The following is a 23,730-nucleotide window of genomic DNA, read 5'->3' as shown; positions in this document are numbered from 1 at the left end:
CTTCAAACGTATGTTTGTATTATGATGTAATAAAAATCTTTTATTCGATGAAATATTTTCCATTTTAATTATTGTTCTTGTTTTTATTAACTTGAAAAAGGAATTAAAAATCTTTACTTTAGAATAAAAGCAATATATTGAAATCATGTGGAATTTTAGAGGTGAAAGCTTTTGAATATAATTTATGAATTTAAGGAGTGGCTATTAAAAGAGCAAAAATTAACCAATGCCTCTTCAGAGGTATATATGGTTTCAGTTCGGCACTTCCTAAAATATTTTAATGACCACCACTTTGGTGAATTTACAAAATTAGAAAAAGAAGCAGTAAATATGTATGGGTTAAGTATGGAGCTTGATAAAATACCTGCTGCAACCATTAATTCTAAAATGACCGGCTTAAAAAAGTTTAATCAATTTCTTGTAAACAAGGGATTTCAAGATAACATTGTTTTAGAACGTAGTCATCGAGTAGAACCCGATGCCCCCGTTAAGGAGGAAGAGGAGAAAGTCTCATCTTTCGATGTTGAGAAGTTTTTGGCTGCTGTTAGAAAGGGACGAAATAAGCGGGATTTAACTTTAATAATACTTTTAATGAAAACCAATTTGCTAATATCAGATATTGTCGATATGAAATTAAAGGATTACAGTAATGGGGTTATTTCCGTAATTACTCAGAAGAATCAAAAGAAAATTTACCACCTTGACAATGAAGTAAGGTCGATATTAGAAGGGTATATTCAAGAAAGAAATTATAAACATTACTCTCAGAGTGAATATCTTTTTATTAGCAATAAAAGTGGAAAATTGGATAAAAGATATATCTTTCATTTATTTAAAGTTTATAGCGGGAAAGCGATGTTAGTTAGTCCAATTACACCAGGAAAGTTGTCTGGGTTCCAATCTATTCAGGAGGAACCGGTAAAAACTACACTTGAATATACAGTGGATAAACATATTAGGATGGATATTAACGTTATCCATGAAGATGCTCTTACTAATGGTATTGCAAAAGTAGAGGTTATTATTGATTTTAAAGGAAATCAAAAGGTATTTCTTTTTGTTGCAGTTAAGCCAGATTATTTCCTTCATTTATTAAAAGGGAGAAAAGGTTTTTATCCCAAAGGGATTTTTATTACCCAGTCTTTTAATAAAGCATTGATTAAAGATATTATTCTCTATTCATTTTATATTGATGAAAAAACGCCAATCGATTTTTTAAATCAAATGGATTTACATTCTTTAAGTGAAAATGAATTTAATAATATAGAAGAAAAGATTGTAATTTCTTTGTAGGGATTACAATCTTTTTTATTTTATTGTAAATATTTACACAATAATGAATTAATGATATATTTATTAATGAAATTTTAATATGGAAGGGGAATTATTTATGGCTTTAGAAAAACTGGGTGGAACAGCGCAAGTTGGATACACATTGTTAGATGTATTTGTTGTTGATGATTTTACCTTACAACCATTAGGTCGCACCTGGTTGACTTATATTTTGCACAGTAATTCAAAATACCCCCTAGGCTATCATCTAAGTTTTGAACCTCCTTCATGCCATACAGCATTGGCTGCATTAAAACATGCAATTTTGCCAAAAAGCTATGTTAAAGATATATATCCTGGAATTGAGAATGAGTGGTTATCTTCCGGAATCCCCTTGAATCTAATCCTTGATAATGGTCACATGTATAATAAACATTTCGAGGATGCCTGTTCTCAGCTCAGTATAGCGCTTGAGTATATTCCTCGTTTTTCAAATACAATTAGTAAAGTAGATATTGAAAAGTTATTAAACCGAATAAAAAAGTTTGTGTTAGAAAATGGGGCTTTAAAACTTAGAAATCTTCATGAAGCAATACATACATGGATAATCGATGACAATACAGAACAACTACAAGAGTTTGAAAAATGTATAAGGGAAGGATGGATTGTTACAAAAAGCTTAAAACAGCTGTCTCCTAAACAAGTAGCTGTCTTGTTTGGATATACAGGAAGAAGGAAGGTTAAAGGAGATGGCATTAGGGTTGCCAATTTAACTTATAATTCGAAAGAACTTCAGGACTTATATAATCTACAAAGTGGGAATTATGATATTTTAGTTGAATTGAAATACAATCCAGAGGATTTATCCAATGTTTACGTGTATGACCATTCAATTACACATGATTACATTGAGGTTCCTTGTATAAACTCCTCATACTCAAAGCCTCTTTCTATCCAATCTCATAGGTTTATAAATCGTGCGATAGGAAGGGGAAAAAGGGATTTGGAAGAGACATTAAATGATTATTTTGATAAAAGCAACACCGAATGTAAATATAAAATTCCAGGCATTACATTGAATAAACTCTAATTTTTTAGGGGGAATTTTTATGTATTAGAAATTTTGATGTACTTACACATGTTGATTAAATACACCTAGATGTTTTGTTGTTGACGCTATCTTCCTCTTTAGATAATCATTGATTTCCTATGCCTCTAAGAAAAAGTATCCACTTGGTTTCACCTAAGTATTAAACCTCCTTATGACAAATCCATTCGGGATAATTTAGAGTATAAAATTACCATAGATATATTTCAAAGAGTATTTTCTTTAATAGATATGATGCCCTTACGCGGAGTACCTAAAAGTTTTTAATGATAGAAAAGGAAAAATCCCGGAAATAAAAGAGAATTGCGTGAAAAATCCCCCTTACATGGAATTTTGGCTATCAATTCTATTGTTTTCAAATGGATTATTAATTTTTGATATTTATTAAAATTACAAATTAATTAGGTGGTGCTTTTAATGAGCAAAAAAGAGATTTCCATTTTTGAAATTGACCATACAAAATGGGATATTTTTTTAATTGACGAATCAACGAAAGGCTTAAAGGGGCAACCTTGGATTACCTTTATGTTTGATGATAATGGGATTATTCTTGATTTTCATTTGCACTTAGAACCTCTTTCACCAAAAGACAATTTGACACATAGCAAGATGGATACAGAATGGAATAAATATACACTAGAGAAAAAGATAACTGTTCAGAATGAACATTAGTTCAATATATTAAGCTCTTGGAAACAAGAACTCATTGGAGATAGAAATGGGAATATTGCCCATACATTAACCATTCATTAAGGGAGGAGATAGAAAGGGCTTTAAAAAAGTATAGTGGAGGCGTTTATTAGATGAAGGATAAAATATTAATTGAACATGAATCCTTTAATAAAGGTATCGAATTAATTGAGTATTGTTATTCACATTCGGGAACCACTTTATTAATAACAGGAGAATCAGGTGTTGGGAAATCCACTTTAATCGATGGGAGTATTAATCAGTTAGAAAAGATAGATACTTCAAGAGCAACACTATTTGCCCGATTTTCAAAACCGGTAAATAAAGGTGGTCTTTTAAGAATTTTACTAAGAGCGGTTGGAGATACTCGGTATGCTGATAGGACTTCTCATCTTAAGAAGATAGAAAGATTAGTTGAATTTATAATAAATGCAGGAATCAAAATGATTGTACTTGATGATTTTCAAGTTTTAGTGGAAAGAGGTAATCCTATTAACGATATTATTTACATCTTAAAAGAAATACTTATAAGGACAGGTACCTCTTTGGTAATTGTTGGCTTGCCAAATATTAATTCATCTAAGGTATTAAATGTAAAGTTCGATAATAGTCTTTATTTCAATCAATTATCCTACAAAACAAAGAAAGATGTGGCAACATTTAAGTCGATATTAATGGATGTTGAAAAAAAGTTAGAATTTAAAAAGCCGTCAAATTTGAGTAATTTGAGTAATGAGATTTTTATTGTTACTGAAGGAAATTTTGCACAATTGATGAAACTAATTTCTGGAGCGGCAAATATGGCTAGAACAAACCAAGACTCTAATATTACGAGAAAGCATATATTTACATCGTATGACAAGATGTATTATAAACCAAAATCAATCGCAAACCCATTTTAATTTATTCTTAGATTATTAGTATCGATGTTGGAGTGATAAGTAGTCAAATATTTTCCGAAAAATCCCTATCCGTTGGATACGTGGATTTTTTTCGTTTATTGGGATTTTGTACATACAAAGTATATACAAGGAGGGAAAATTATTTGTTGGTTCCGTATTTTCCGCCAATGCGACCCGATGAAACACTTTACAGTTTAATTTGTAGGTATTTTATTCATACCGGGAGTTTCACATGGGCAAATACCTATACAGAGTTATTTGGTTATAAAGATGTAAAAAACATTTCAATTGATTTTCCCACAAAAATTAATGAAATAATCAAAAGGATTCCTCCTAGTTGGGGTATCACGGAAGAATATCTAATTAGAAACTGCACATTGTTTCCATTATACCGACCTTTTTTAGAGACTAGTCTTGCGCAAGATGTTTTTAAAATGATGCGTAATAGTAATGAAGGATTAATATTAACTAAATTGGGTTTAAGATGGGATAGGGATAGCAATATATACTATTGTACTGTTTGTTCTATTGACGATATAAAGAAATATGGAGAAACATATATCCGAAGAATTCATCAAGTCCCAGGAGTTTTGGTTTGCCCGAAACATGGGACAATTTTAAGTAAAATATATAGGAATCCATCAAGACAGGAGTTACCTTTTATTACTAAGGAGGACATGAATAGTTCTACTACACAAAGTTTTTTTATTGAAGAAAGAGAACAAAATTTTTTGTGGGATTTATCAAAAGATTTATCCTGGCTACTTTCTAATTATGAAAAAATAGATTGTTCTTCGATATGTGAAAGATATTTTTTTATACTTAAACAAAAAGGGTACATTTTACATTTAGGCAAGATGAAATGTAAAAAGTTATTAGAAGACCTTATCAATTTTTATAGTTGTGACCTTTTGAACATTTTAGGGTTGTCTCATATATATAAAAAATATCACTGGTTATTTGAATTGATTTCCTTTGAGGAATTAAAATTAAAATATTATCCAATAAGGCATGTTTTATTAATGAGATTTCTTGCCGGTTCAGTAGAGAACTTTTTTAATATTGAAATTTCCAAGTCAAATATTCAAGCCCCTTTTAGGGATGGACCTTGGTATTGTTTGAATCCTGCTGCTACTCATTACAAGCAAAAAGTGGTAAAGGAAATAGATATTAAGTATCTTAATTCAAACATCTATGTAGGCATTTTCATATGCGATTGTGGCTATATTTATACTAAGAGAGGACCTTTCAAGGATGAAAAGGATGAACTAAGTAGGGGGAGGGTGTTACAATTTGGACATGTTTGGGAAAATGAATTGTTAAGATTGATAAATCAAGGAAAAACCTTGAAAGTAATTAGCGAAGAGCTTTGTATAACGATTGATGCATTAAAAAGAGTAATGGTAGAACATAATATAAATTGTGGCTGGAAATTACCGCAAAATTATGTTAGTCAAAAAAGGACTTTTTCTTTGGAGAAAAAAAGAGACAAATTTCGAAAAGAAATTGAACAAACACTTAAATCCCGCCCTGATATATCGAGGACAGATTTAATAGCTAAGAATTATCAAGCTTATCATTGGCTTAAACAACATGATAATGTATGGATAAATTCAATTGTTGTAAATGTTAGGATTATCAAAAAGAATAGCCACTATAAATATGATGTTAACCTTGATAATGAAGTAATGGGAAAGGTACAAGATTTACTTGATAACTGGGACAGTGATGGAAAAAGACCAACTAGAATAACGAAAAGACGGATATCTGAATTGATGAATTTAACAACTAGGTTTATGTTAAGTTTACCTAATACAACTTCTTTACTGAATTCCTCGATTGAGACAAAGGCAAATTATCTTAAACGATTGGCTGATTGGATAATAAAAGGAATGCAAGAACAGCAGATAAGCGAAAAAGATATTTATCAACAAATTCCTATAAAATATCCGAAAAAATGGTTTATTGAATATGTGCAGTCGAAATTAGGTTTAAAATCAAAAAGTGATTAGTCAATCTATATTTTATGCGAAGTTATTAATTCTGAATTTTATTGGATAAAAGGTTTTTAATATGTTCAATCCTTGAGCTGACCACTATACAACCATAAAAACTGGTGAAAATTGGTACTATACATCTTTAATGCACTTACAAAAAATGATAGTATCGTAAAACCTGGGTTTGGAGCGATGTTTACTATATATCTTTAATGTACTTGAACACTTGTTGTAGATTTGAAAGAAAGTTGCGATGTTTTAAAGAAAGTCGCGATGTTTATAAGAAAGTTACGAAGCTTTTCCCCTTTAGACATGTTCGTCTAAAGGGGTGTTTTTATAGTGAAAAGGAAAAGAACATCTGAATTGAAAAATCGTTTAAGGAACTGTTGAGTGACAATAAGTTGTTCCATTTAAGGGCCATTTAATGGAGGAAGAAAATCAAGAAAAATTGAATACCTATGTAATGACATTATGGTGTTTGTGAAAGATTGTACTCAAACTAACGGCGGTCGAAGAAATAAAAAAAGGCGGTCTTAATTTTTGAAATCTGCATATCTTAGATAGGTATAAATGTTTAAACTATGAGAAGGCGGTGGAAATGGTGAGTTTCGCAGCTTGGTTTGCGGTAGCCGTTGGAACGGCAGTTGCAATAGGTCTATTTGGTAAAAAGAAGAAAGCATAAGGGGCGCTCATGAAAAATGGGTGCTTTTTTGTTCACTAACTTATCCAGCTAACGGCGGTCGTTAGTTCAACAAGCTATAATCTATTTTAGGAATATTTGTTATTCCATTATAGGGCGCGATTGTGGAGCAACATAGATAGGAAATGATTAAACTTTTTAATAAAAATTGAACAATACTTCACAAAGAAAGAGCCTATTTTGATTAATCTTTTTTTCAAAATAGGTTCTTCTTATTTACCATAAAATATGGGTTTGTGATTTTTTTTGATCAAACTTTATTTCAAATCAATACTTGTGTTAACCGACATTAATGTTAGTAACTAGACATTAATGGTGGTAACTGAACATTATATGTATTTACCACTCAGAAAGAATCAAGTGTTAGGATTTAACGGTCCATCGCTTGGTTCTTTTTTGCTACTATAAAAAAGATTGTTCATTTAAAACAAAGTTCGATTATTTAAAATTAAGTTTGATTAAAAATCCTGTGTTGATATGCAGGATTTTTTCTTGTTCCACAATCGGACCAGATTGTGGAACAACACCTTTAAATGTTAATAGCAGGGTGAATCTTAGTAGTTTAGTCTCTTCGGTATCGCCCGATTGATTGCTTGTTATTCCACTTTTTAATGATAGACAGGTATTTTACTGCTTGCCACCGAAAGTAATACGGAGAAAAAAATTTACATTGCTGTCGATCCGGTCAAGTTTAATTCGTTGTATATATAGAAGCGGACTTACCTGACGGTTTTACATCGGTTAAGAAACTTCACGAAAAAATAGGAGGTATACAAAATGAGATTTATGATGATTGTCAAAGCTACAACAGATTCAGAGGCGGGGGGTGTGCCCAGTCAGGAGCTTATTGATGCCATGCAGAAGTATAACGAGGAATTGGTAAAGGCCGGTGTCTTGCTAGCGGCTGATGGCCTCAAGCCCAGCTCAAACGGAATCCGGATTTCCTATCCTGAACCTGGAGTTAAACCGAAGATTATTGATGGTCCGTTTACGGAGGCAAAAGAATTGATTGCAGGATATACACTGATTGATGTCAAATCGAGAGAAGAAGCCATTGAATGGGCACTGCGTATGCCGGACCCTCATGGGTTTGGCCAGGGCGAGATTGAGCTCAGGCAGGTATTCGAGGCAGAGGACTTAACAGACAATCCTGAATCACTGGCGAAAGAAGCAGCACTTCGTAAACAGGTTGAGGAGCAGAAAAAAGCGTGAGTTTGTCCGATACACATCGAACCATTGATGCAATATGGAGAATAGAGTCGGCAAAGCTTATTGCGGGGTTAACTCGAATGGTACGGGATGTCGGTCTCGCAGAGGATCTTGCCCACGATGCTTTGATGATTGCCCTTGAACAATGGCCACAGACCGGCATTCCAGACAAACCAGGTGCCTGGCTTATGACGACGGCGAAGCGACGTGCGATCGACCTTATTCGCAGGACCAAACTGCGGGATCAGAAGTACACAGAAATCGCCCGTAGTACAGATTTATATACAGAGGATGACATAGATCATACTTTAGCCGGGGAGATCGGTGACGATCTCCTTCGTCTGATTTTTATGACCTGCCATCCGGTATTATCCCAGGAGGCCAGAGTAGCTCTTACGCTTCGCTTGTTATGTAGGCTTACAACGGATGAAATTGCACGTTCTTTTCTTGCTGCTGAAGCAACGATTGCACAGCGAATTGTCCGAGCCAAGAGAACCCTTAGAGACAAAAAGGTTCCTTTTGAGGTGCCGGCAGGAGAAGAACTTAAAGATCGCCTTTCTGCAGTACTTGAGGTGATTTACCTTTTGTTCAACGAAGGATATTCGGCAACCTCCGGGGATCAATGGATCCGTCCCCTGCTTTGTCAGGAGGCGCTGAGACTCGGACGTGTACTGGCCGAGATCGTACCTTATGATCCGGAAGTTCATGGATTAGTCGCTCTAATGGAGATTCAATCTTCGCGCTTTAAAACGAGGGTTAACTCTATGGGCGAACCTGTTCTTCTCATGGATCAGAACCGGGCCGAGTGGGATCAATTGTTAATTCGCCGCGGATTAGCGGCATTGGAGCGTAGCCGGAAGCTTGGACGGCCGCTCGGGCCTTACTCGCTGCAGGCTGCAATTTCGGCTTGTCACGCACAGGCACCTACCGTTGCTGAGACCGATTGGATCCGTATTGCAGCCCTTTATGAAGCACTGTCGAGAGTTACACCATCGTCAATCGTCGAATTAAACCGGGCAGTCGCCGTATCTATGGCGTTTGGACCTGCCTTTGGACTTCAGATTGTTGATGAGCTCGGTGCCGAATCTTCCTTAAAGGGATACCATCTTCTACCGAGCGTTCGTGGAGACCTCCTGGTAAAGCTTGGGAGGGTCGACGAAGCCCGTAAAGAATTTGAACTAGCTGCATCTATGACCCTGAATGAGCGTGAACGGAAACTATTACTGAATCGGGCAGCTGAATGTGATTCTCGCATATCGAAATAATTTTTTACCGCATTGTCGATTACAGGGTTTCCCAATCGTCGTTATAGTAAGGGAAGAGTCACGGCAGCCAATATTGCCTTCAAGTGATCTTCCCATAAGGAGGGAAACAATAATGCGATTTATGTTCATTGTCAATGCGACCGGATACTCGGAAGCAGGGGTAAATTACAGCCAGGAAGACATCGATGCAATGATTGCGTACAAGAAGTCTTTGGCCAGCGCCGGTGTGCTCATTTCTGCAGAGGAACTCCATCCAAGCTCAACCGGGATAAGGATAATGTATCCATCGGATAGTGGAAAGCCGGAAATACTGGCCGGCCCGTTTCCGGTAGATCAAGAGCTTATTGCGGAATATATCCTGATCGATGTCAACTCAGAAGATGTGGCGTTCAATTGGGCTCTACGGATGCCGGTTCCGATGGGTAAAATCGAAGTTCGAAAACTCAAAGAGGATCAGGGTTTCTTACGAGACTCTGGAACACTGGTCATGGCAGCCGATTTAGAGGACCAACTCAACATGTTAAAAAATTTTTAAAAAAGTTTTTTCCTTTGTCGATTTCACCAATGTTTATTCGTTGTATTTATAGAAGGACAAATGAAAATGGAAAGGTTGTTGAAAAAATGGGAGCACAATTAAACTCTTATCTAATGTCGGAGGATGCAAGAAGCCAGGCGGCTTTTTACGTAGAGTCACTCGGTGGGGAAATTCTATTACTTAAAACATTCGGTGAGGCACCAGGAACTCCAGAAGCGATGAAGGATAAAGTTATGCATCTGTCTTTGATGGTAGCTGAAAAGAATATGCTTATGATCTCCGATTCCTTTGAACCGGTATCCAGCAGCCGCAGCATCAGTCTTGCTTTAACCTATGACAATGAGTCTGAAGCTAGAGAGGCATATGCCAAGCTTGGTGAGGGAGGAGAAAACAAGTATCCCTTTGCTTTGCAGCCATGGGGCGCATACTATGGAGAAGTTATAGATAAATTCGGTGTTACATGGATGATTACCAAACCGTAAACCATCCCAAATTCAAAAAAATTCACTACGTACAAAAAGGAGAGTATGCATAATGAATCAGGAAGTAACCGATTTTATTAAAGCGTTAAAAGAACCATGGCAGGGAGAACTATCTACAAATTTACGTGAGGTCGTCCACCAAGCTATACCGGATGTCAATGAACGTATTCAGTATAAGAAGCCCCATTTTTTGAAAAACGGAAAATACGCTGCTGTCATCTCGACATCGAAAAATGCGGTTAGCTTTACGATCTTTAATGCTGCCGAGCTGGAGCTTCCTGAAGGCATGTTCGATGGTCCACCGGAAAGAAAAACACTGAAGCTTGTTAAAGGAGATACGTTTGATTTAAGGCAGCTAGTGTCATTGGTCAGCCAAGCTTCAGGCTCACTTTAATCTCTAATACAAAGTATTAGATTAGAAGGCAGGTATTCAGCAATCGGGCGCTTTTCTAGAGTAAGGAGAGCGCATTTTCTCAATAATTCCCACGGTTCTATCCGATAAATTTAACCACTAACCTATCTATTAGTTAAATAAACACACCTTCACAAATATGTATAATTATTAGAATTAATACAATTTATATTTGAGGAATTATTTATAAATATTAATAAACATAATGCCATAACATACATCAATTAAATGTTAGAAATAATTTGGAACTTTTCAAGTATAGTATTCAGTTACCAACATTAATGTAAATGTAATAAATAGGAAATGTTGGTAGGACCCTTGATAATAACGGTTTTTTTAGTTACCAACAATAATGTAAGTAGACACTTGTTGTACCCACCTAAAAAACTTTGGGTTGATACAAATATGTATGTCCTTAAATAAAAAAGGTTGAATCAGATCGAAGGAAAATCAGGATAGATGCCTGGTAACCTTTCGGTCTTTTTTTATGAAGGAAACAGGAGAAAAAGCGGGAAGAAAAGCCTGAAGAGTGTTGAAAAACAAGGAGAAAAACGAGGGATGGAATAGGATAATCCATTCCTCTGAATAAATGATTTTGGACTAACTTTTTTCTATATGAACAATATGTGAAAGTGATCACAAAGTTATTATATTATGCTAGAATAACGATGAAATAAATCCAGAAATGTTAGAGGAGGAAGGCAAATGAAGTTACATCGTATCAAAAAAGCAAGTGTAGCAGCAGCCATTACTACCTTAATAGTTGGAGGATTTGCTTTTCCTGCAAGCGCTTGCACATCGGTTTTTGCAGGGAAAAAAGCAACCGCAGATGGTTCGGTCTTGGTTGCACGAAATGAGGACGTATCTAGTGCATGGTCGAAACATGTCAAGGTATTCCCTAGTAAAACACATAAATCAGGGGAAAAACTAAAATTTGAAACTGGACTAACAGTAGATCAACCAAAGGTATCCTATAAGTATATTGCAATACCAGACTGGGATCCTTCAAAAGGGCCTTTTGAAGAAGCAGGGATAAATGAATACGGAGTAGCAATTTCTGCTACAAATAGTGCTTATGCAAATAAAAAAGCAGAAGCATCTGATCCATTTGTGGAAAAAGGTGTTAGCGAATCGGTTATTCCAACCTTGATTTTACCACGTGTTAAAACAGCCCGTGAAGGTGCTGAATTACTAGGAAAGTACATAGAAAAGTATGGTTCTGCTGAAGCAAATGGCGTTGCGATCGCAGATAAGAATGAAATTTGGTACTTCGAGGTTGGAACAGGACATCAATGGGTAGCGGAAAGAGTACCTGATAATGCTTATTTAATTGTTGCGAATGGATTAAGAATCGATAATGTGAATCTTTCCGACACGAAAAACTTCATGGGCTCTAAAACATTAATTTCTCATGCAGTTGAAAAAGGCTTAATACCAAACAATGACAAAGATATTAATCAAAAATTTGATTTTGCTGGAGCTTACGGTGATGTTGGTCAAAAATACAATACACGTAGAGAATGGTGGGGAGAAAAGACATTTACTCCTTCTATAAACCAAAATGCTGATTTAACACGTTATCCATTATTTATGATTCCGGATCAGAAAATTACTCCAAAACAAGTGATGAAATTCATGGGCTCTCATTATGAAGGTACTCCATATGATCCTTCTACAAGTACAGGTAAAGATGAGCGTGCTGTTGGTGTAGATCGTACAGTGGAATCCCATGTTATTCAACTAAGATCTAATATGCCTGCTGATATTGCCAATGTTATGTGGCTTTGCCTAGCAAACCCGGAATATAGTGTTTATTTACCATTCTATCAAGGAACATATGACACACCAACTGCTTTTAAACTTGGTAATGACAAATATGATGATCAATCAGCTTACTGGGCTTTTCGTGCACCAGCTGCTTTAGCTGCAACAAACCCAGACACACTTGGAGTAGGATTGAAAAACTATTGGGGTAATTACGAGGATCAGTTATTTGCAAAACAAAGTTCGGTTGAAAAAGAGGCTACAGAGCTTTATAAGAAAGACAAACAGGAAGCAATTAAGTATTTAAATAAATATAGTAATGACACGGCTACAGATGCATATACAAAAGCAAAACAATTAAGAAATGAATTAATTACGAATATTGCGAAAGATTCAAAAGGTGTCTTCAACCCGGATCTATAATCTATAAGAAATGAAGAAACTTTGGGGTCAGTCCTCACTGAACTGCACCCTCCCAAATGGACAGTTTAATAAAAAGACCTTACAAAATAAAATAGTGATAATAAACATGTATTTTGATCAAACTTTATTCAAAAAATATATAATCTGGAAAATAAAAAAATTGAAGAAAAATCAACATTCTTGGATTGTTTCTTATTAAACTTTTTTATAAATCTACACTTGTTGTATGTTTGAAAAAAGTCGTATCTCCCTGCCACTTTCTTCGTTCCTCGGCTAAAAAGTCGGTACCTGCTGTAATTAAGTTGGGATCTGAGCAGCTAGAAGAGCGGGAGAGAAGCAGGGGAATAATTATGTATTATGTAATGGCTTCAAGAGCCGGGAAGCGTACTGATAGTACGTCCTTCTCGGTTCTTTTTTATTTAATCAAACGTTTGATTAGGAGTGAGGGAGTAGGGAGGAAAGAAACCGACTTTTTAGTAGGCTAATATCTATGCTAAAGATCCAAATTGGATTAGTCGATATGTTTACTCGCTGGTAAATTTGAATAATCTAACTTGTGCTCAAGAATTACTAAATGAAACTATAAATAAAAAAGTGAAGAAATCAAAGATGTTTATGAAGAAGAATGTGATGAAGATTGGACTGAAAGTGATAAGCAGGAACGAATTAAAGAATTGCTCGATGAAAAGAAAGCGTATGAACAAATTTATGATCGATTTTTAGAATGTTATATTCCGAAAATGAAATTCGATACATCAATAAAGACTGCGTGTTATCTTTTTGGTTGCAAACGTCATAACCATCCTGAATACCAAAAATAATTAACCATTTTTTAAGTTTGAACAGGTGATTATATGTTAAATCAGAACGATATATAAAGTACAAAAAGACCAAATACTGATCCTTTTAATATGGATCAAGCATTAATATTATCGTTAAACAGAGTCTAAAAAGGCTGAGATTTCCTTCAGCCACATTGTATTTTTCATCTTCAATTTCAAAAAAGCACTATTATCCGACTCTGCGTTTTAATTTTTTTAAAGGCTTTCTCCGTTTGAACTTTTTTAAAGGCTTTCTCCGTTTGAACTTTTTAAAAGATTTTCTTGTAGCAAGAACAAGATGAATTCTTCTTCTCTTCCTTGATTTCCCCTTTGCTTTTTCAGCCGAAGTTACGTAATCCAATATATCTTGTGCAGCAAGTGGATTGATAAACTTTCTTTGGGATTCCATAATCATTTTCAAATTTTCTCCATCATTTGCCAATAACTGATCGATTATCGATTTAAGATTTTCGTTGTCTTGACAATTTACACCTAATAGATGCTTTTCTGCAAATAACGGATTGTCTTTTTCCTGTCCTGGCAGTGCTCCTGTAATAATCATTGGTAAATTTGTTGCTACAGCTTCGAACATGGTATTTGGGCTTCCTCTCATGATGCCAATATCAGCAGCAAGCATGAGATCCTGAATGTTCTTGGTAAACCCTAAAACGTCTACACGTTTGTCAAAACGAGGTTTAAGGGAGTTTTCTAACTCCGCTTTTAATGTTTCATTTCTTCCCGCAATGATTGTCACTGTGCAATCAAAGTGATTCAGCAGGTTTTCCGCAATCGTATTCATATCCCCTACGCCTTCGCCGCCACTCATTATTAAAAAGTTAAGTTCAGATTTAATTTCAAATGTTTTATTTTGATGACCCAGGAATCTCTCTCGAACAGGGAATCCCACTACATGAATTTTTTCTTTAGGCACGCCATATTCTAAGCATTTTAGCTTTGCTTCCTTAGTCGGGCATAAAATAAAGTCAGCTCTGGGATCGCACCACAATGGATAAATATTAACCAAATCCGCAATAAGAGTGCCAAAAGGAATTTGAATTCTTTCTTTTCTTAAAATGTTAATAACTGAACCGTTAAAGTTTGGGTGAATCGACAAGATTACATCTGGTTTTACTTCATCCAATAAAACCATAAAATCGTCTTTAATCAGATTTTCTACACCTTTGTCTATCGCATAAGAATTCATTGCAGAAACATGCCATATTGCATTCCATAATTGGGCAGAATATCTTGTAATTGGACCATAAGATTTACCAATATTTAATAATGCAGATCCTCCTAATGAGAAGCCATCCACAACATGTATTTGTATTTGCTCATTTTCAGCAATTTTTTCTTGTAATGATTCAGCTATGCTTTTATGCCCGTGACCTGTGTAATCAGAAGAAATTATTAGGATTTTTTTGTTCACAGTACCAATCTCTCCTCCACAAATAGATGATTTGTATTTAACACTCGTTAAAAATAATTTAGCCATTTCTGTTTTATAAATTCTTAGTGTAGATTAGGAACATTTTACAATTCATTTTCTAAAAACACAAAAAGACTTTTACAAGTTAAAAGACGTTCTATTGTCAGTATGAGTTTCAAACTTCTTTTTGATTGTATTGAAAAAATGAAACTTTCTTAGTGTAAATAAAAGTATTGATTTTCTGAATGAATTGAATAAGTCTTTTTTAGGATGATTAAAAAAAAGACCACCTAAAGCAAAAAAACATCGAAAAAAACCGATGTTTTTCTACTTGTATTATTTTGAAACACTCTGTTGTTCAGTTTTAGGGACCAGTGGAATTCGGTTGTAAGTGCTAATAATTATCCGTGCAATTGGTCTAAATACAGAACTAAATGCATATACAAATCTACTCGTAATTAGTGCTACAATAACACTTGCTAGTATATCAAAAGGATAATGGTGCCCTACATAAACACGAGAAATTCCTGTTAAAATTGCAAATAAGAGCATTCCAAATCCAATTTTACGATGTCTCCGCCAAAGTACCGCAAATGCTAATGAAAATGCACCTGTTGTATGATCGCTTGGAAACGATGAATCTTTTGCATGCTGAATTAATAAATTAACATGATGTGTTACAAACGGGCGTGGTTCGTAAAAAATATGACCTAAGACAAAGTTAATGAACAAAGCTATTGCACCAGTTATTGCAGCAAATACAACTGTATATTTATATTTTTCCTTTCCAATAAACCACATGAGAAGTAAAACTAACGCATAAATAAGCAATGCATCTTTCGTAACGAAAACCATAAGCCCATCTAAAAAGGAATGATGACCTGCATTTTGGTTTATAGCTTTAAATAATGTGTAATTCATTTAAACCCCTCAATCCTCCTATTAAATATTTATCCAAATAGAAAATAAAGCTAAGCTTATACTTTTTTGTTTTTTATGATTTTTACAATTAGGTAAACTAGAAAGACCAATACAATAACGACAACCACATAAGCTATAGGATGTAGGATATTCTGAATGTTTCCCCAGTTACTTCCCAAAATGTAGCCGACATAGGATAAGATACCAGACCAAATCAAACTACCGATAGCAGTGTAAGCTAAGAACTTACCAAGTGACATACGGGCAATTCCAGCTGGTAAGGAAATAAATGTACGAATCGCAGGTAAGATACGTGAAACAAATACTGTAATTTCCCCACGTTTATCGAACCATTTTTCTGCAGATTCTAAATGTTTTTTTGATAAGAATACGTATTTTCCAAATCGAACTATAAATCTTTTCCCACCCCAATGGCCAATAGCATAGGCAATTAAAGAGCCGATGATATTTCCAAGCGTTCCAATCAAAATAACACCTATCATATTTAGATGGCCTGTTGAAACTAAATATCCTCCAAAAGGCATAATTACCTCACTGGGAATTGGTATACAGGCACTTTCCAAAATCATTCCAAAAAGAATACCCCAATATCCAATTGAGTTAATCCAGTTTATTGCAATTTGATGTAACATACTCATTTAATTTTATCTTCCTTTTAACTTTTTTAAGGTAACATTGAAGAAACCATAACCACAAAAAAAGAACCTTCATATAGAAAATGAAAGTAAAACACGTAAAACCCCAAGATTACAAATGAAACACCCATTAAAAAACTGGGCAATTTAAGTATAGCCATTTATATTTAATGTTCTCTGAATAAAACATTAAAAAATCCTTAACATGAGAAATAATTTGTAGAATAGTTCATTGGTTTTATTGGATTTTTGGGTTACCAACTATAATGTCACTGAACATCTACCTGTTATTTTCTTCGTTTCTCTGCTAAAAAGTTGGTACCTGCTGTAATTAAGTTGGTATCTGAACAGCTAGAAGAGCGGGAGAGAAGCAGGGGAATAATTACTAGATTATCATGACTTTAAGAACCGGGAAGCGTACCAAGGGTACGTCCTTCTCGGTTCTTTTTTGTTAAACAAACGTTTGATTAAAACTTTCCCCTCAAAATTTGATCTTTCTTACTTCTATAAAAAAGGAAGTGCATTCCTCCTGTATTTCGACAATTTTTTTCCGACTTTTAAAGAGGAAACCCTTTATTAATGAGGAATACGGTTCAATTTAATCAAACGTTTATTTGAAAGTGAGAATGCATGAAAAGGGGCGGAAAATGTCACGGATTGATTTTTATAAGAGAATTGGGGTTAAACCTTACAACTTTCCAGACAAGTTTCAATCTTTTTTTCATGCGGTTGGGTAAGTTTTTCTTTGCTATAAAGGGAATTCTAGCAGTTTTAAACAAACGTTTGATTAACAATGAAAACCCCCGAAATGGCTTGGAAAATAGTAAGCTTTGACAGTTAAAAACCCATGCTGCGAATTCCTGGCGAATTGGTAAGATGAATAACGTATCAAATGACAATTCTAGCAGCCGTATTTGGCCAAAAATGCAGATTTGATAAGACTGACAGTAAAACTAATCAAACATTTGATTAAATCGGGATGCGGTAGAAAATTGGTGGAGGTTGTCTATTAAAGACTTTCTGAATCACTTTTCAGCGTTTGGCAATGATGCTACGGATGTAGGAGGTTCTTACAAAATAAATGCTAGATCCATACAAAAATAAAAGAGGTTCATCGGGAAAAGCGGGTCAAGGGAGACCCCGCAGGCGCATAGCGCCGAGGAGGCTCCTGGACCGCCCGCGGAAAGCAAGCGCCTGGAGCGGAAATCAACAAGCAAGTTTAAAAGAGCCAATTTTTAAAGAGATATTATCAAATGAAAACCCTTGGTTTACTGAAGCGAAATTGGGTGATAGAGACTTTTATGATATAAAAGGGTTAGAAAATCTGTTTAATCATTTCAGCGATTAATCGTAAAGTGGTTAATTGACGGTTAACGATAGCGGCTTAAGAAGGATGTATATCATGCAGGTCATAAATGATGAGGAAATTCCAGAAATACCTGTTGATTACTCTCGGATACCCGTTATGTTCTAGAACAACTAGAAGATAGTACAATAAACTTGTGTAAACAGGTCATGTACGTCAGCTACATATAGGGGCATTTGTGGAATTACAATAAAGTTGGGAACTAAAATAAAAAAACTAAAAAACTGGCCAAGAAGCATATAAAATGTCTTTGGGACCAGTTTTTTTTAATGATAGAAAAATATTGCATTTAAATATGGAAGAGGTGCTCAGTTGATTAAGATCGGATTATTTTCTCAGTTAGCACAAGTGTCAATTAGAACGTTAAGGATGATCTTGGGTTATTGAAGCCTGAGTTTATCGACCCAAAGACAAATTATCGGTACTATACTCTTGAGCAGTTACCACGTTTAACCCGTATATTGGCATTCAAGGATATGGGACTTTCGTTGGAACAAATTTCTGAGTGGGTTAATCGAGATTTATCAATAGACCAGTTGCGTAAAATGCTTTACTCGAAACAAGAGGAACTGTCTGAACAAATAGAACAATCTACCCTGCAATTAAGAAACATCGAGGCTCGATTGTTGCAAATAGAGCAAGAGGGGAAACCTTCACCCTACGAAGTCATCTTGAAAAATGTAGCTCCTTATTCCATCGTTTCTATCCGTGAAATTATCCCAACCATTCATGATATGGTTTCCTATCGTTGCAGGATGTTCAACGATCTTTACTTGTGGTTAACGAAGAATCGAATTCAAGTGAATCAGGAATTGGTACTGTATCATGCAAGAGAATTTGTTGACCATAACTTTGATATTGAAACTGCAGTTATTATTGATCATGATTATTATTCTGACGATATAACTGCCGAATCTAAAAATATTTCTATTAATAATTTACCAAGAGAAGCGGTTGTTGCTAGTTTGATTCATAGCGGTAGTTTTATGGAAGTGGGTTATGCTTTGTCAGAGTTGTTCAAGTGGATTACACTCCATGGTTTCTCACCGATCGGGCCTACTCGAGAACTTCATCTGTTCGGAAGAGAAAATAATCATGATGACTATAACTCGATCGTAGTGGAACTTCAAATCCCTGTATTAAAAAATAAATAACCTTATCTTGACTCTCCTGTTACGTTAGACAGTATCCTTTGGGTATTGATCTTGAAAGGAGAAAATGATAATGAATAAAAACACTCATGTGATTTTCGGTACTGGACCATTAGGAATGGCTCTTTTGCGTGAATTGAAATTAAGAGGGGTGCAAGACATTCGCATGGTGAATCGAAGTGGCCAATTACCTGGTGATGATAAGGTTCAGGTGATCCGAGGGGATGCATCACAAGGTTCCGATGCTATAGAAATTTGTAAAGATGCCTCTGTAGTATATCACTGCGCACAACCAGGTTATTTGAATTGGCCCAAACAATTCCCAGCTTTAACAAAAGGGATTTTAGAAGGAGCTGCCGCAGCGAATGCCAAGCTAATATATGCGGATAATCTTTATATGTACGGTCGTGTGAATACACCTTTGAAGGAAAGCCTTCCATATAGAGCGGAGGGGGAAAAGGGCAAAACTAGGGCGAGGATGGCTGAAGAATTAATGAATGCCCATAAGATCGGGAAGGTACGCGTAGCCATTGGGAGAGCATCCGACTTTTATGGTCCTGGGGTTCTAAAACAGTCATTTATGGGCGAGAGGGTTTTTGGATTCGCTTTAAGCGGTAAGTCAGTTGATGTGCTGGGGAATGTGGATGTACCACATACGTATACTTACATTGATGACTTTGCTAGAGGTTTAGCGACGCTTGGTCAAGAGGATCGGGCTTTAGGGGAAGTGTGGCATATTCCAAGTGCAGACACGATTACAACAAGGCAGCTGCTTCAGTTGCTTTTTGACGAATTGGGATCAGACTGTAAAGTTCGTACCTCTTCGCGGGGTGTAGTTTCTATTTTATCCTTGTTTCATCCGATGATGAAGGAGATTAAAGAAATTTTTTATGAGTTTGAAAGGCCTTTTGTTGTTGATCACATCAAATTTGTGAGGGAATTCGGCGACCATGCTACTACCCCACATAAAGAGGCAGTTAGGCATACGGTAAGTTGGTATAGAAATATCCTAGCAAAGAAGAATGGGAAGCAATAAATGCTCAAAAGAGCTGATATCGTCATGATGCAAAAAAACCGGCAACTGTCGGTTTTTTGTACTATCAGTATTTATTTCATTTCTTAACTCAGTTTGCGCACTGAATCCGTTTTTATATTACATTAAAACAAAGATACTTCCATCAAATGATCAATCAAGATGTTTTTGGATTTGAAATAGAAGATTAGAGGTCATTTTCAAAACGAAGAAAGGGTGTCCCTCCGTCATTTTTGATGACTTTTGGGACACCCCAATTTACCGGACAACTTGGCCTAGCGGTGAACCTTCAGCGGTAAGCTGGATAAGGCCTGGCCAGCTGCTGAGGTCTGTAAACTTGCCTCCAAATTGAAGCCTGGAACCGATTCGATGCGAGTAAATGTTTCCATAAAAATTTTGAACGCTTTGTTAGCTTCCAATCTCGCCAGTGGCGCACCGAGACAGAAATGCGGCCCATTGCCAAACGTTTGATGCCGGTTGTTATTTTTCCGGTGAATATTCACAGTAAATGGATCTTCGAATACATCCTCATCAAAGTTTGCCGCGCTATTCCAAGTGATTACCAAATCACCTTTCTTCAACTCAACGCCTAGAACATTGTTATCTACTTTCACTTCACGGTCCAATGCAATAACGTGGAAACGGTAACGCAGCATCTCCTCAACAAAATTAGGTACGAGGTTTATATTGTTTCTTAATTCTTCGTAAAGTTTAGGAGCATCATATAGCAATGAGTAGAATGAATTAGCCAACAAAAGACTTGTTGTTTCAACACCCGCCGCAAGAAGAAACATAGTCATACGAACAACTTCTTCATCCGTAAACTTTTCTCCTTCTATTTCAACTTGAATCAAATCAGAAAGAATATCGTCTGAAAGCTGCTTTCTTTTTTCCACAACGATCGGATACAGATAATTAAAGTACTCCATCGCTGCCTTCGCCTTTTGTTGACCCACTTCTTCGGCATTTTCACTATTGAAAGGCATGAACAATATATCTACCCATTTCTTAAACAACAGCTTGTCTTTATGCGGAACCCCAAGCAAATCGGCCATTACTATAATCGGAAGGGGGGTTGTAAAATCCTTGACAATATCGATTTCCGACTTATCACCCATTTCGGCAATCAGATCGTTAATAATCTGTTCAATACGCGGCTCCCAAGCTTTGAGACTTCTAGGGGTGAAAGCAGCCGAAAGCAGAGAACGTGACTTACGATGTTCCGGTGGATCCGTTTCATTGATTTTTAAGCGATCTGGTACGCTCCCTTCCTCTGTACCTGCTCCGATCTGTAAAATGGAACGGTGGCGTTTACTTGAAAATAGTTCATAGTCTGTAAGAACTCGCTTAACGTCTTCATATTTGAAAACATTCCAAGTGTCGGTGCCTTCATGATAGTGAATCGGATGCTCCGTCAGCATTTTTTTATACCAAGAAAATGGAGCAAATTCTTCGGATTTAGTTTTAAAATCCTTAATTTCGGAAGTTGAAATGACTGTATTTTCCATACAAAACCCTCCATGTTTAATCAGAGTACAATAGAACAAAATTTGACTACCTAATCCGTCTGGCCCAGAAACATACTCCCCTTAGATCACCACCTGCATTGATTGCTTTTAATACAATTGTATATTAAGGGGTATATGCAATATAATATACACGTGTAGATTAAAAAAGGAGAATCAATTTTCGAAAGTTGTATAATTAAACTACATAAAAGGAGAAGTGTAGATGAATAGTAATGAGGAGCAGCTTGATTTACGTATTAGACGTACATATAAATTATTGTGGGAGTCTTTATTTGAATTAATGACGCAATCAAAACAGAAATATAGTTCCATTACCATCAACCAAATCTGTGATCGTGCGATGGTGCATCGAACAACATTTTATAAACATTTTGAAGATAAAGATGCATTATTGGCATTTGGATTTAAACAATATCAGGAGGAATCCTTGACAATACCACTTTTAGATCGATTAACTAAGCCATTTCAAGTGATGGAGCAATTCTTACATCATGAAGAGATTGGTAAAATATTAGAGTCGCAAATGGGTGATAAACAATTTAATAACTTTATACATTATCAAACCCGTGAAATGAAGAAACAGGAGAATCAAGAATTAAATCGAATTTGTAAAAGCCATACAATACCAAATGAGTTAATTAGCGAATTCTATTCGGGTGTAATTACAACGTTAAGTACATGGTGGTTACAAAATAGAAAAAGTGTTTCAGCAGAAGAAATGGATAGATACTTCCATCAACTGATTAATCAAGATATTTTTCAGTTTGAAGGGAATTAAAACGAGTAGGCAGCTGTTATTGGAAAATTAAATTGTTCCGTAGTAAAAGAGAAGTTTAGATCTATATGATGACATAAAAGTTTTATAAAAAATACAAGGAACCGCCAAATAAAGAGGCGGACTCCTTATTGTTTATTTCACTAATTAACAAAATATCTCAATAAGCCAAAAGAAGACACTTAGCGAATGCTAAACTTATAGTGGTTAATTTCTACGGTATGCCCATTTAACTTCTACTAAATAAAGGGGATTACCGTCAGGGGCGCTGAAATTTGCTATTCTGTTTTGTCTTCCATATTCAACTACAAATCGATTGAAAACACTTTTGCTAATGAGTATCGTCGACTCTTCTTAAATGTTTATTTAAAAAAATTTTACAAGTAAATAACATCTAATACATAATTTATCAATATTATGACGTTAATGTATATTTAGTGGGGATAGTTTAAATGGCTATCCTAGTATTCGGAAAAGATGGAGCCAATTTAGGAACATCACCTTATATATGCGCGCATAACGAATAAGGACGAATACGAAGGAAGGCGAGATAGCCTAATGCATAATGATATTGAAGATACTATTATTGAAAGAAACTACGACGGAGAAGTTAGGTTTGCAGCTATTACTGCAATTAGCGGCGCACTATTTTTGTTGGTTGGCACTTTTTTACACCCTATGCACGAGGACCCTAATATGCCGTTGGCGGCTTTCACGGAGTACGCCGCAGACCACAACTGGGTGTTCAGTCATTTAATGCAACTTTCTGGCGTCGCTTTGATGGTGGCGTCTCTTGTACTTCTTTCTCGAAGGATAGTACTGGGCCCCGCTGGCGCTGCAGCCACTTTGGGAGCTGTCAGCGCTGTAGCGAGTTTAGCGGTAGCAGCTGCGTTACAAGCCGTTGATGGTATAGCGCTAAAGGCAATGGTAGACACTTGGGCAAAGGCACAGGAGAACGCAAAAGAGGCTTTATTTAATTCTGCACTCGCTGTTAGACAAATCGAGATAGGACTTGCGAGTATCGATAGCTTGCTCTTCGGTGTCACGGTAACGTTATACGGCTTTGTGTTGTTGAAAGACCCGCACTTTCCTAAATGGTTAGGTGTTTTAGCGCTTGCTGGTGGCGTTCCTACTGCAATTGCCGGCATAGTGATTGCCTATACAGGTTTTTCTGAGTTAGATATGGCGATCAACATGCCAGCCAATTTCTTGCTACTCTGTTGGATGATTTTACTGGGAATTTATATGTGGAGAAAACCCTCTCTTTAATTCAATAAACATAGAAAAAGA

General features: G+C 35.8%; 19 protein-coding genes. 15 read left to right on the top strand and 4 right to left on the bottom strand.

Features of this window, described 5'->3' with window-relative positions; translation table 11 throughout:
• Window positions 1-171 precede the first annotated feature (171 nt).
• The 11 genes from BN1082_RS25770 to BN1082_RS25720 all read left to right on the top strand — a co-directional run bounded on the left by BN1082_RS25770 (window position 172) and on the right by BN1082_RS25720 (window position 12,759).
• A complete protein-coding gene (locus BN1082_RS25770) occupies window positions 172-1,293 on the top strand; it encodes a tyrosine-type recombinase/integrase (protein WP_090640075.1) in 1,122 nt (373 codons plus the stop codon).
• A 97-nt stretch (window positions 1,294-1,390) separates the two neighbouring features.
• Window positions 1,391-2,362 carry a Mu transposase C-terminal domain-containing protein gene (locus BN1082_RS25765; RefSeq protein WP_176699956.1) on the top strand — a complete coding sequence of 324 codons (972 nt, stop codon included), beginning with the start codon at window positions 1,391-1,393 and terminating at the stop codon, window positions 2,360-2,362.
• 435 nt (window positions 2,363-2,797) lie between these two features.
• Complete coding sequence (locus BN1082_RS25760) at window positions 2,798-3,052, top strand: hypothetical protein (RefSeq protein WP_090640071.1); 255 nt, start codon at window positions 2,798-2,800, stop codon at window positions 3,050-3,052.
• A 131-nt stretch (window positions 3,053-3,183) separates the two neighbouring features.
• Entirely contained in the window at window positions 3,184-3,972 is a 789-nt protein-coding gene (locus tag BN1082_RS25755; protein WP_090640069.1) for an ATP-binding protein, read from the top strand.
• Window positions 3,973-4,115: 143 nt separating this feature from the next.
• Complete coding sequence (locus BN1082_RS25750; protein ID WP_090640067.1) at window positions 4,116-5,984, top strand: TnsD family Tn7-like transposition protein; 1,869 nt, start codon at window positions 4,116-4,118, stop codon at window positions 5,982-5,984.
• 1,462 nt (window positions 5,985-7,446) lie between these two features.
• On the top strand, window positions 7,447-7,881 hold the full coding sequence (locus BN1082_RS25745; RefSeq protein WP_090640066.1) for a YciI family protein: 435 nt from the start codon (window positions 7,447-7,449) through the stop codon (window positions 7,879-7,881).
• Window positions 7,878-9,143: an RNA polymerase sigma factor gene (locus tag BN1082_RS25740; RefSeq protein ID WP_090640064.1), complete on the top strand. Its 1,266-nt coding sequence runs from the start codon at window positions 7,878-7,880 to the stop codon at window positions 9,141-9,143. Before BN1082_RS25745 ends, BN1082_RS25740 begins: the two co-directional genes overlap by 4 nt.
• 112 nt (window positions 9,144-9,255) lie before the next feature.
• Window positions 9,256-9,678 (top strand): YciI family protein, encoded by a 423-nt coding sequence (locus BN1082_RS25735; protein ID WP_090640062.1) that lies wholly within the window; start codon window positions 9,256-9,258, stop codon window positions 9,676-9,678.
• A gap of 86 nt (window positions 9,679-9,764) precedes the next feature.
• Window positions 9,765-10,160 (top strand): VOC family protein, encoded by a 396-nt coding sequence (locus BN1082_RS25730; protein WP_090640162.1) that lies wholly within the window; start codon window positions 9,765-9,767, stop codon window positions 10,158-10,160.
• A gap of 52 nt (window positions 10,161-10,212) precedes the next feature.
• Window positions 10,213-10,554, top strand: coding sequence for a DUF1801 domain-containing protein (locus tag BN1082_RS25725; protein ID WP_090640061.1), 342 nt, complete (start codon window positions 10,213-10,215; stop codon window positions 10,552-10,554).
• A 723-nt stretch (window positions 10,555-11,277) separates the two neighbouring features.
• Window positions 11,278-12,759, top strand: a complete 1,482-nt coding sequence (locus tag BN1082_RS25720; RefSeq protein WP_090640059.1) for a C69 family dipeptidase — start codon at window positions 11,278-11,280, stop codon at window positions 12,757-12,759.
• A gap of 1,011 nt (window positions 12,760-13,770) precedes the next feature.
• Here the strand turns inward: BN1082_RS25720 and BN1082_RS25715 are convergent.
• The 3 genes from BN1082_RS25715 to BN1082_RS25705 all read right to left on the bottom strand — a co-directional run bounded on the left by BN1082_RS25715 (window position 13,771) and on the right by BN1082_RS25705 (window position 16,589).
• On the bottom strand, window positions 13,771-15,075 hold the full coding sequence (locus tag BN1082_RS25715; protein ID WP_245640563.1) for an MGDG synthase family glycosyltransferase: 1,305 nt from the start codon (window positions 15,073-15,075) through the stop codon (window positions 13,771-13,773).
• A 270-nt stretch (window positions 15,076-15,345) separates the two neighbouring features.
• A complete protein-coding gene (locus BN1082_RS25710; RefSeq protein WP_090640054.1) occupies window positions 15,346-15,930 on the bottom strand; it encodes an undecaprenyl-diphosphatase in 585 nt (194 codons plus the stop codon).
• Between the two features lie 56 nt (window positions 15,931-15,986).
• Window positions 15,987-16,589, bottom strand: a complete 603-nt coding sequence (locus tag BN1082_RS25705) for a DedA family protein (RefSeq protein WP_090640052.1) — start codon at window positions 16,587-16,589, stop codon at window positions 15,987-15,989.
• A 1,746-nt stretch (window positions 16,590-18,335) separates the two neighbouring features.
• On the opposite strand from BN1082_RS25705, the gene BN1082_RS25690 reads away from it, so the two are divergent.
• On the top strand, window positions 18,336-19,106 hold the full coding sequence (locus BN1082_RS25690) for a MerR family transcriptional regulator (protein WP_090640044.1): 771 nt from the start codon (window positions 18,336-18,338) through the stop codon (window positions 19,104-19,106).
• A gap of 70 nt (window positions 19,107-19,176) precedes the next feature.
• On the top strand, window positions 19,177-20,139 hold the full coding sequence (locus BN1082_RS25685; RefSeq protein ID WP_090640042.1) for an SDR family oxidoreductase: 963 nt from the start codon (window positions 19,177-19,179) through the stop codon (window positions 20,137-20,139).
• Window positions 20,140-20,411: 272 nt separating this feature from the next.
• Here the strand turns inward: BN1082_RS25685 and BN1082_RS25680 are convergent, their stop codons facing one another.
• Complete coding sequence (locus BN1082_RS25680) at window positions 20,412-21,644, bottom strand: cytochrome P450 (protein WP_090640040.1); 1,233 nt, start codon at window positions 21,642-21,644, stop codon at window positions 20,412-20,414.
• 223 nt (window positions 21,645-21,867) lie between these two features.
• Here BN1082_RS25680 and BN1082_RS25675 point away from each other — a divergent pair, with 223 nt between their 5' ends.
• Both BN1082_RS25675 and BN1082_RS25670 read left to right on the top strand, forming a co-directional pair.
• Window positions 21,868-22,443 carry a TetR/AcrR family transcriptional regulator gene (locus BN1082_RS25675; protein WP_090640038.1) on the top strand — a complete coding sequence of 192 codons (576 nt, stop codon included), beginning with the start codon at window positions 21,868-21,870 and terminating at the stop codon, window positions 22,441-22,443.
• Window positions 22,444-22,998: 555 nt separating this feature from the next.
• Window positions 22,999-23,709, top strand: coding sequence for a DUF4386 family protein (locus BN1082_RS25670; protein ID WP_141650924.1), 711 nt, complete (start codon window positions 22,999-23,001; stop codon window positions 23,707-23,709).
• Window positions 23,710-23,730 lie beyond the last annotated feature (21 nt).

This window comes from Neobacillus massiliamazoniensis (genome assembly GCF_001048695.1).
Lineage (GTDB): Bacteria > Bacillota > Bacilli > Bacillales > Cytobacillaceae > Neobacillus > Neobacillus massiliamazoniensis.
The sequence above is the reverse complement of the archived record's forward strand: the minus strand, read 5'-3'. Positions and strand labels throughout refer to the sequence as shown.

Bases quoted from the DNA above. Each gene is read 5' to 3' on its own strand.
- BN1082_RS25685 (WP_090640042.1), top strand. From the start codon at position 19,177: ATGAATAAAAACACTCATGTGATTTTCGGTACTGGACCATTAGGAATG.
- BN1082_RS25670 (WP_141650924.1), top strand. From the start codon at position 22,999: ATGCATAATGATATTGAAGATACTATTATTGAAAGAAACTACGACGGA.
- BN1082_RS25755 (WP_090640069.1), top strand. From the start codon at position 3,184: ATGAAGGATAAAATATTAATTGAACATGAATCCTTTAATAAAGGTATC.
- BN1082_RS25745 (WP_090640066.1), top strand. From the start codon at position 7,447: ATGAGATTTATGATGATTGTCAAAGCTACAACAGATTCAGAGGCGGGG.
- BN1082_RS25715 (WP_245640563.1), bottom strand. From the start codon at position 15,075: ATGGCTAAATTATTTTTAACGAGTGTTAAATACAAATCATCTATTTGT.
- BN1082_RS25720 (WP_090640059.1), top strand. From the start codon at position 11,278: ATGAAGTTACATCGTATCAAAAAAGCAAGTGTAGCAGCAGCCATTACT.
- BN1082_RS25710 (WP_090640054.1), bottom strand. From the start codon at position 15,930: ATGAATTACACATTATTTAAAGCTATAAACCAAAATGCAGGTCATCAT.
- BN1082_RS25735 (WP_090640062.1), top strand. From the start codon at position 9,256: ATGCGATTTATGTTCATTGTCAATGCGACCGGATACTCGGAAGCAGGG.
- BN1082_RS25765 (WP_176699956.1), top strand. From the start codon at position 1,391: ATGGCTTTAGAAAAACTGGGTGGAACAGCGCAAGTTGGATACACATTG.
- BN1082_RS25705 (WP_090640052.1), bottom strand. From the start codon at position 16,589: ATGAGTATGTTACATCAAATTGCAATAAACTGGATTAACTCAATTGGA.
- BN1082_RS25675 (WP_090640038.1), top strand. From the start codon at position 21,868: ATGAATAGTAATGAGGAGCAGCTTGATTTACGTATTAGACGTACATAT.
- BN1082_RS25760 (WP_090640071.1), top strand. From the start codon at position 2,798: ATGAGCAAAAAAGAGATTTCCATTTTTGAAATTGACCATACAAAATGG.
- BN1082_RS25725 (WP_090640061.1), top strand. From the start codon at position 10,213: ATGAATCAGGAAGTAACCGATTTTATTAAAGCGTTAAAAGAACCATGG.
- BN1082_RS25680 (WP_090640040.1), bottom strand. From the start codon at position 21,644: ATGGAAAATACAGTCATTTCAACTTCCGAAATTAAGGATTTTAAAACT.
- BN1082_RS25730 (WP_090640162.1), top strand. From the start codon at position 9,765: ATGGGAGCACAATTAAACTCTTATCTAATGTCGGAGGATGCAAGAAGC.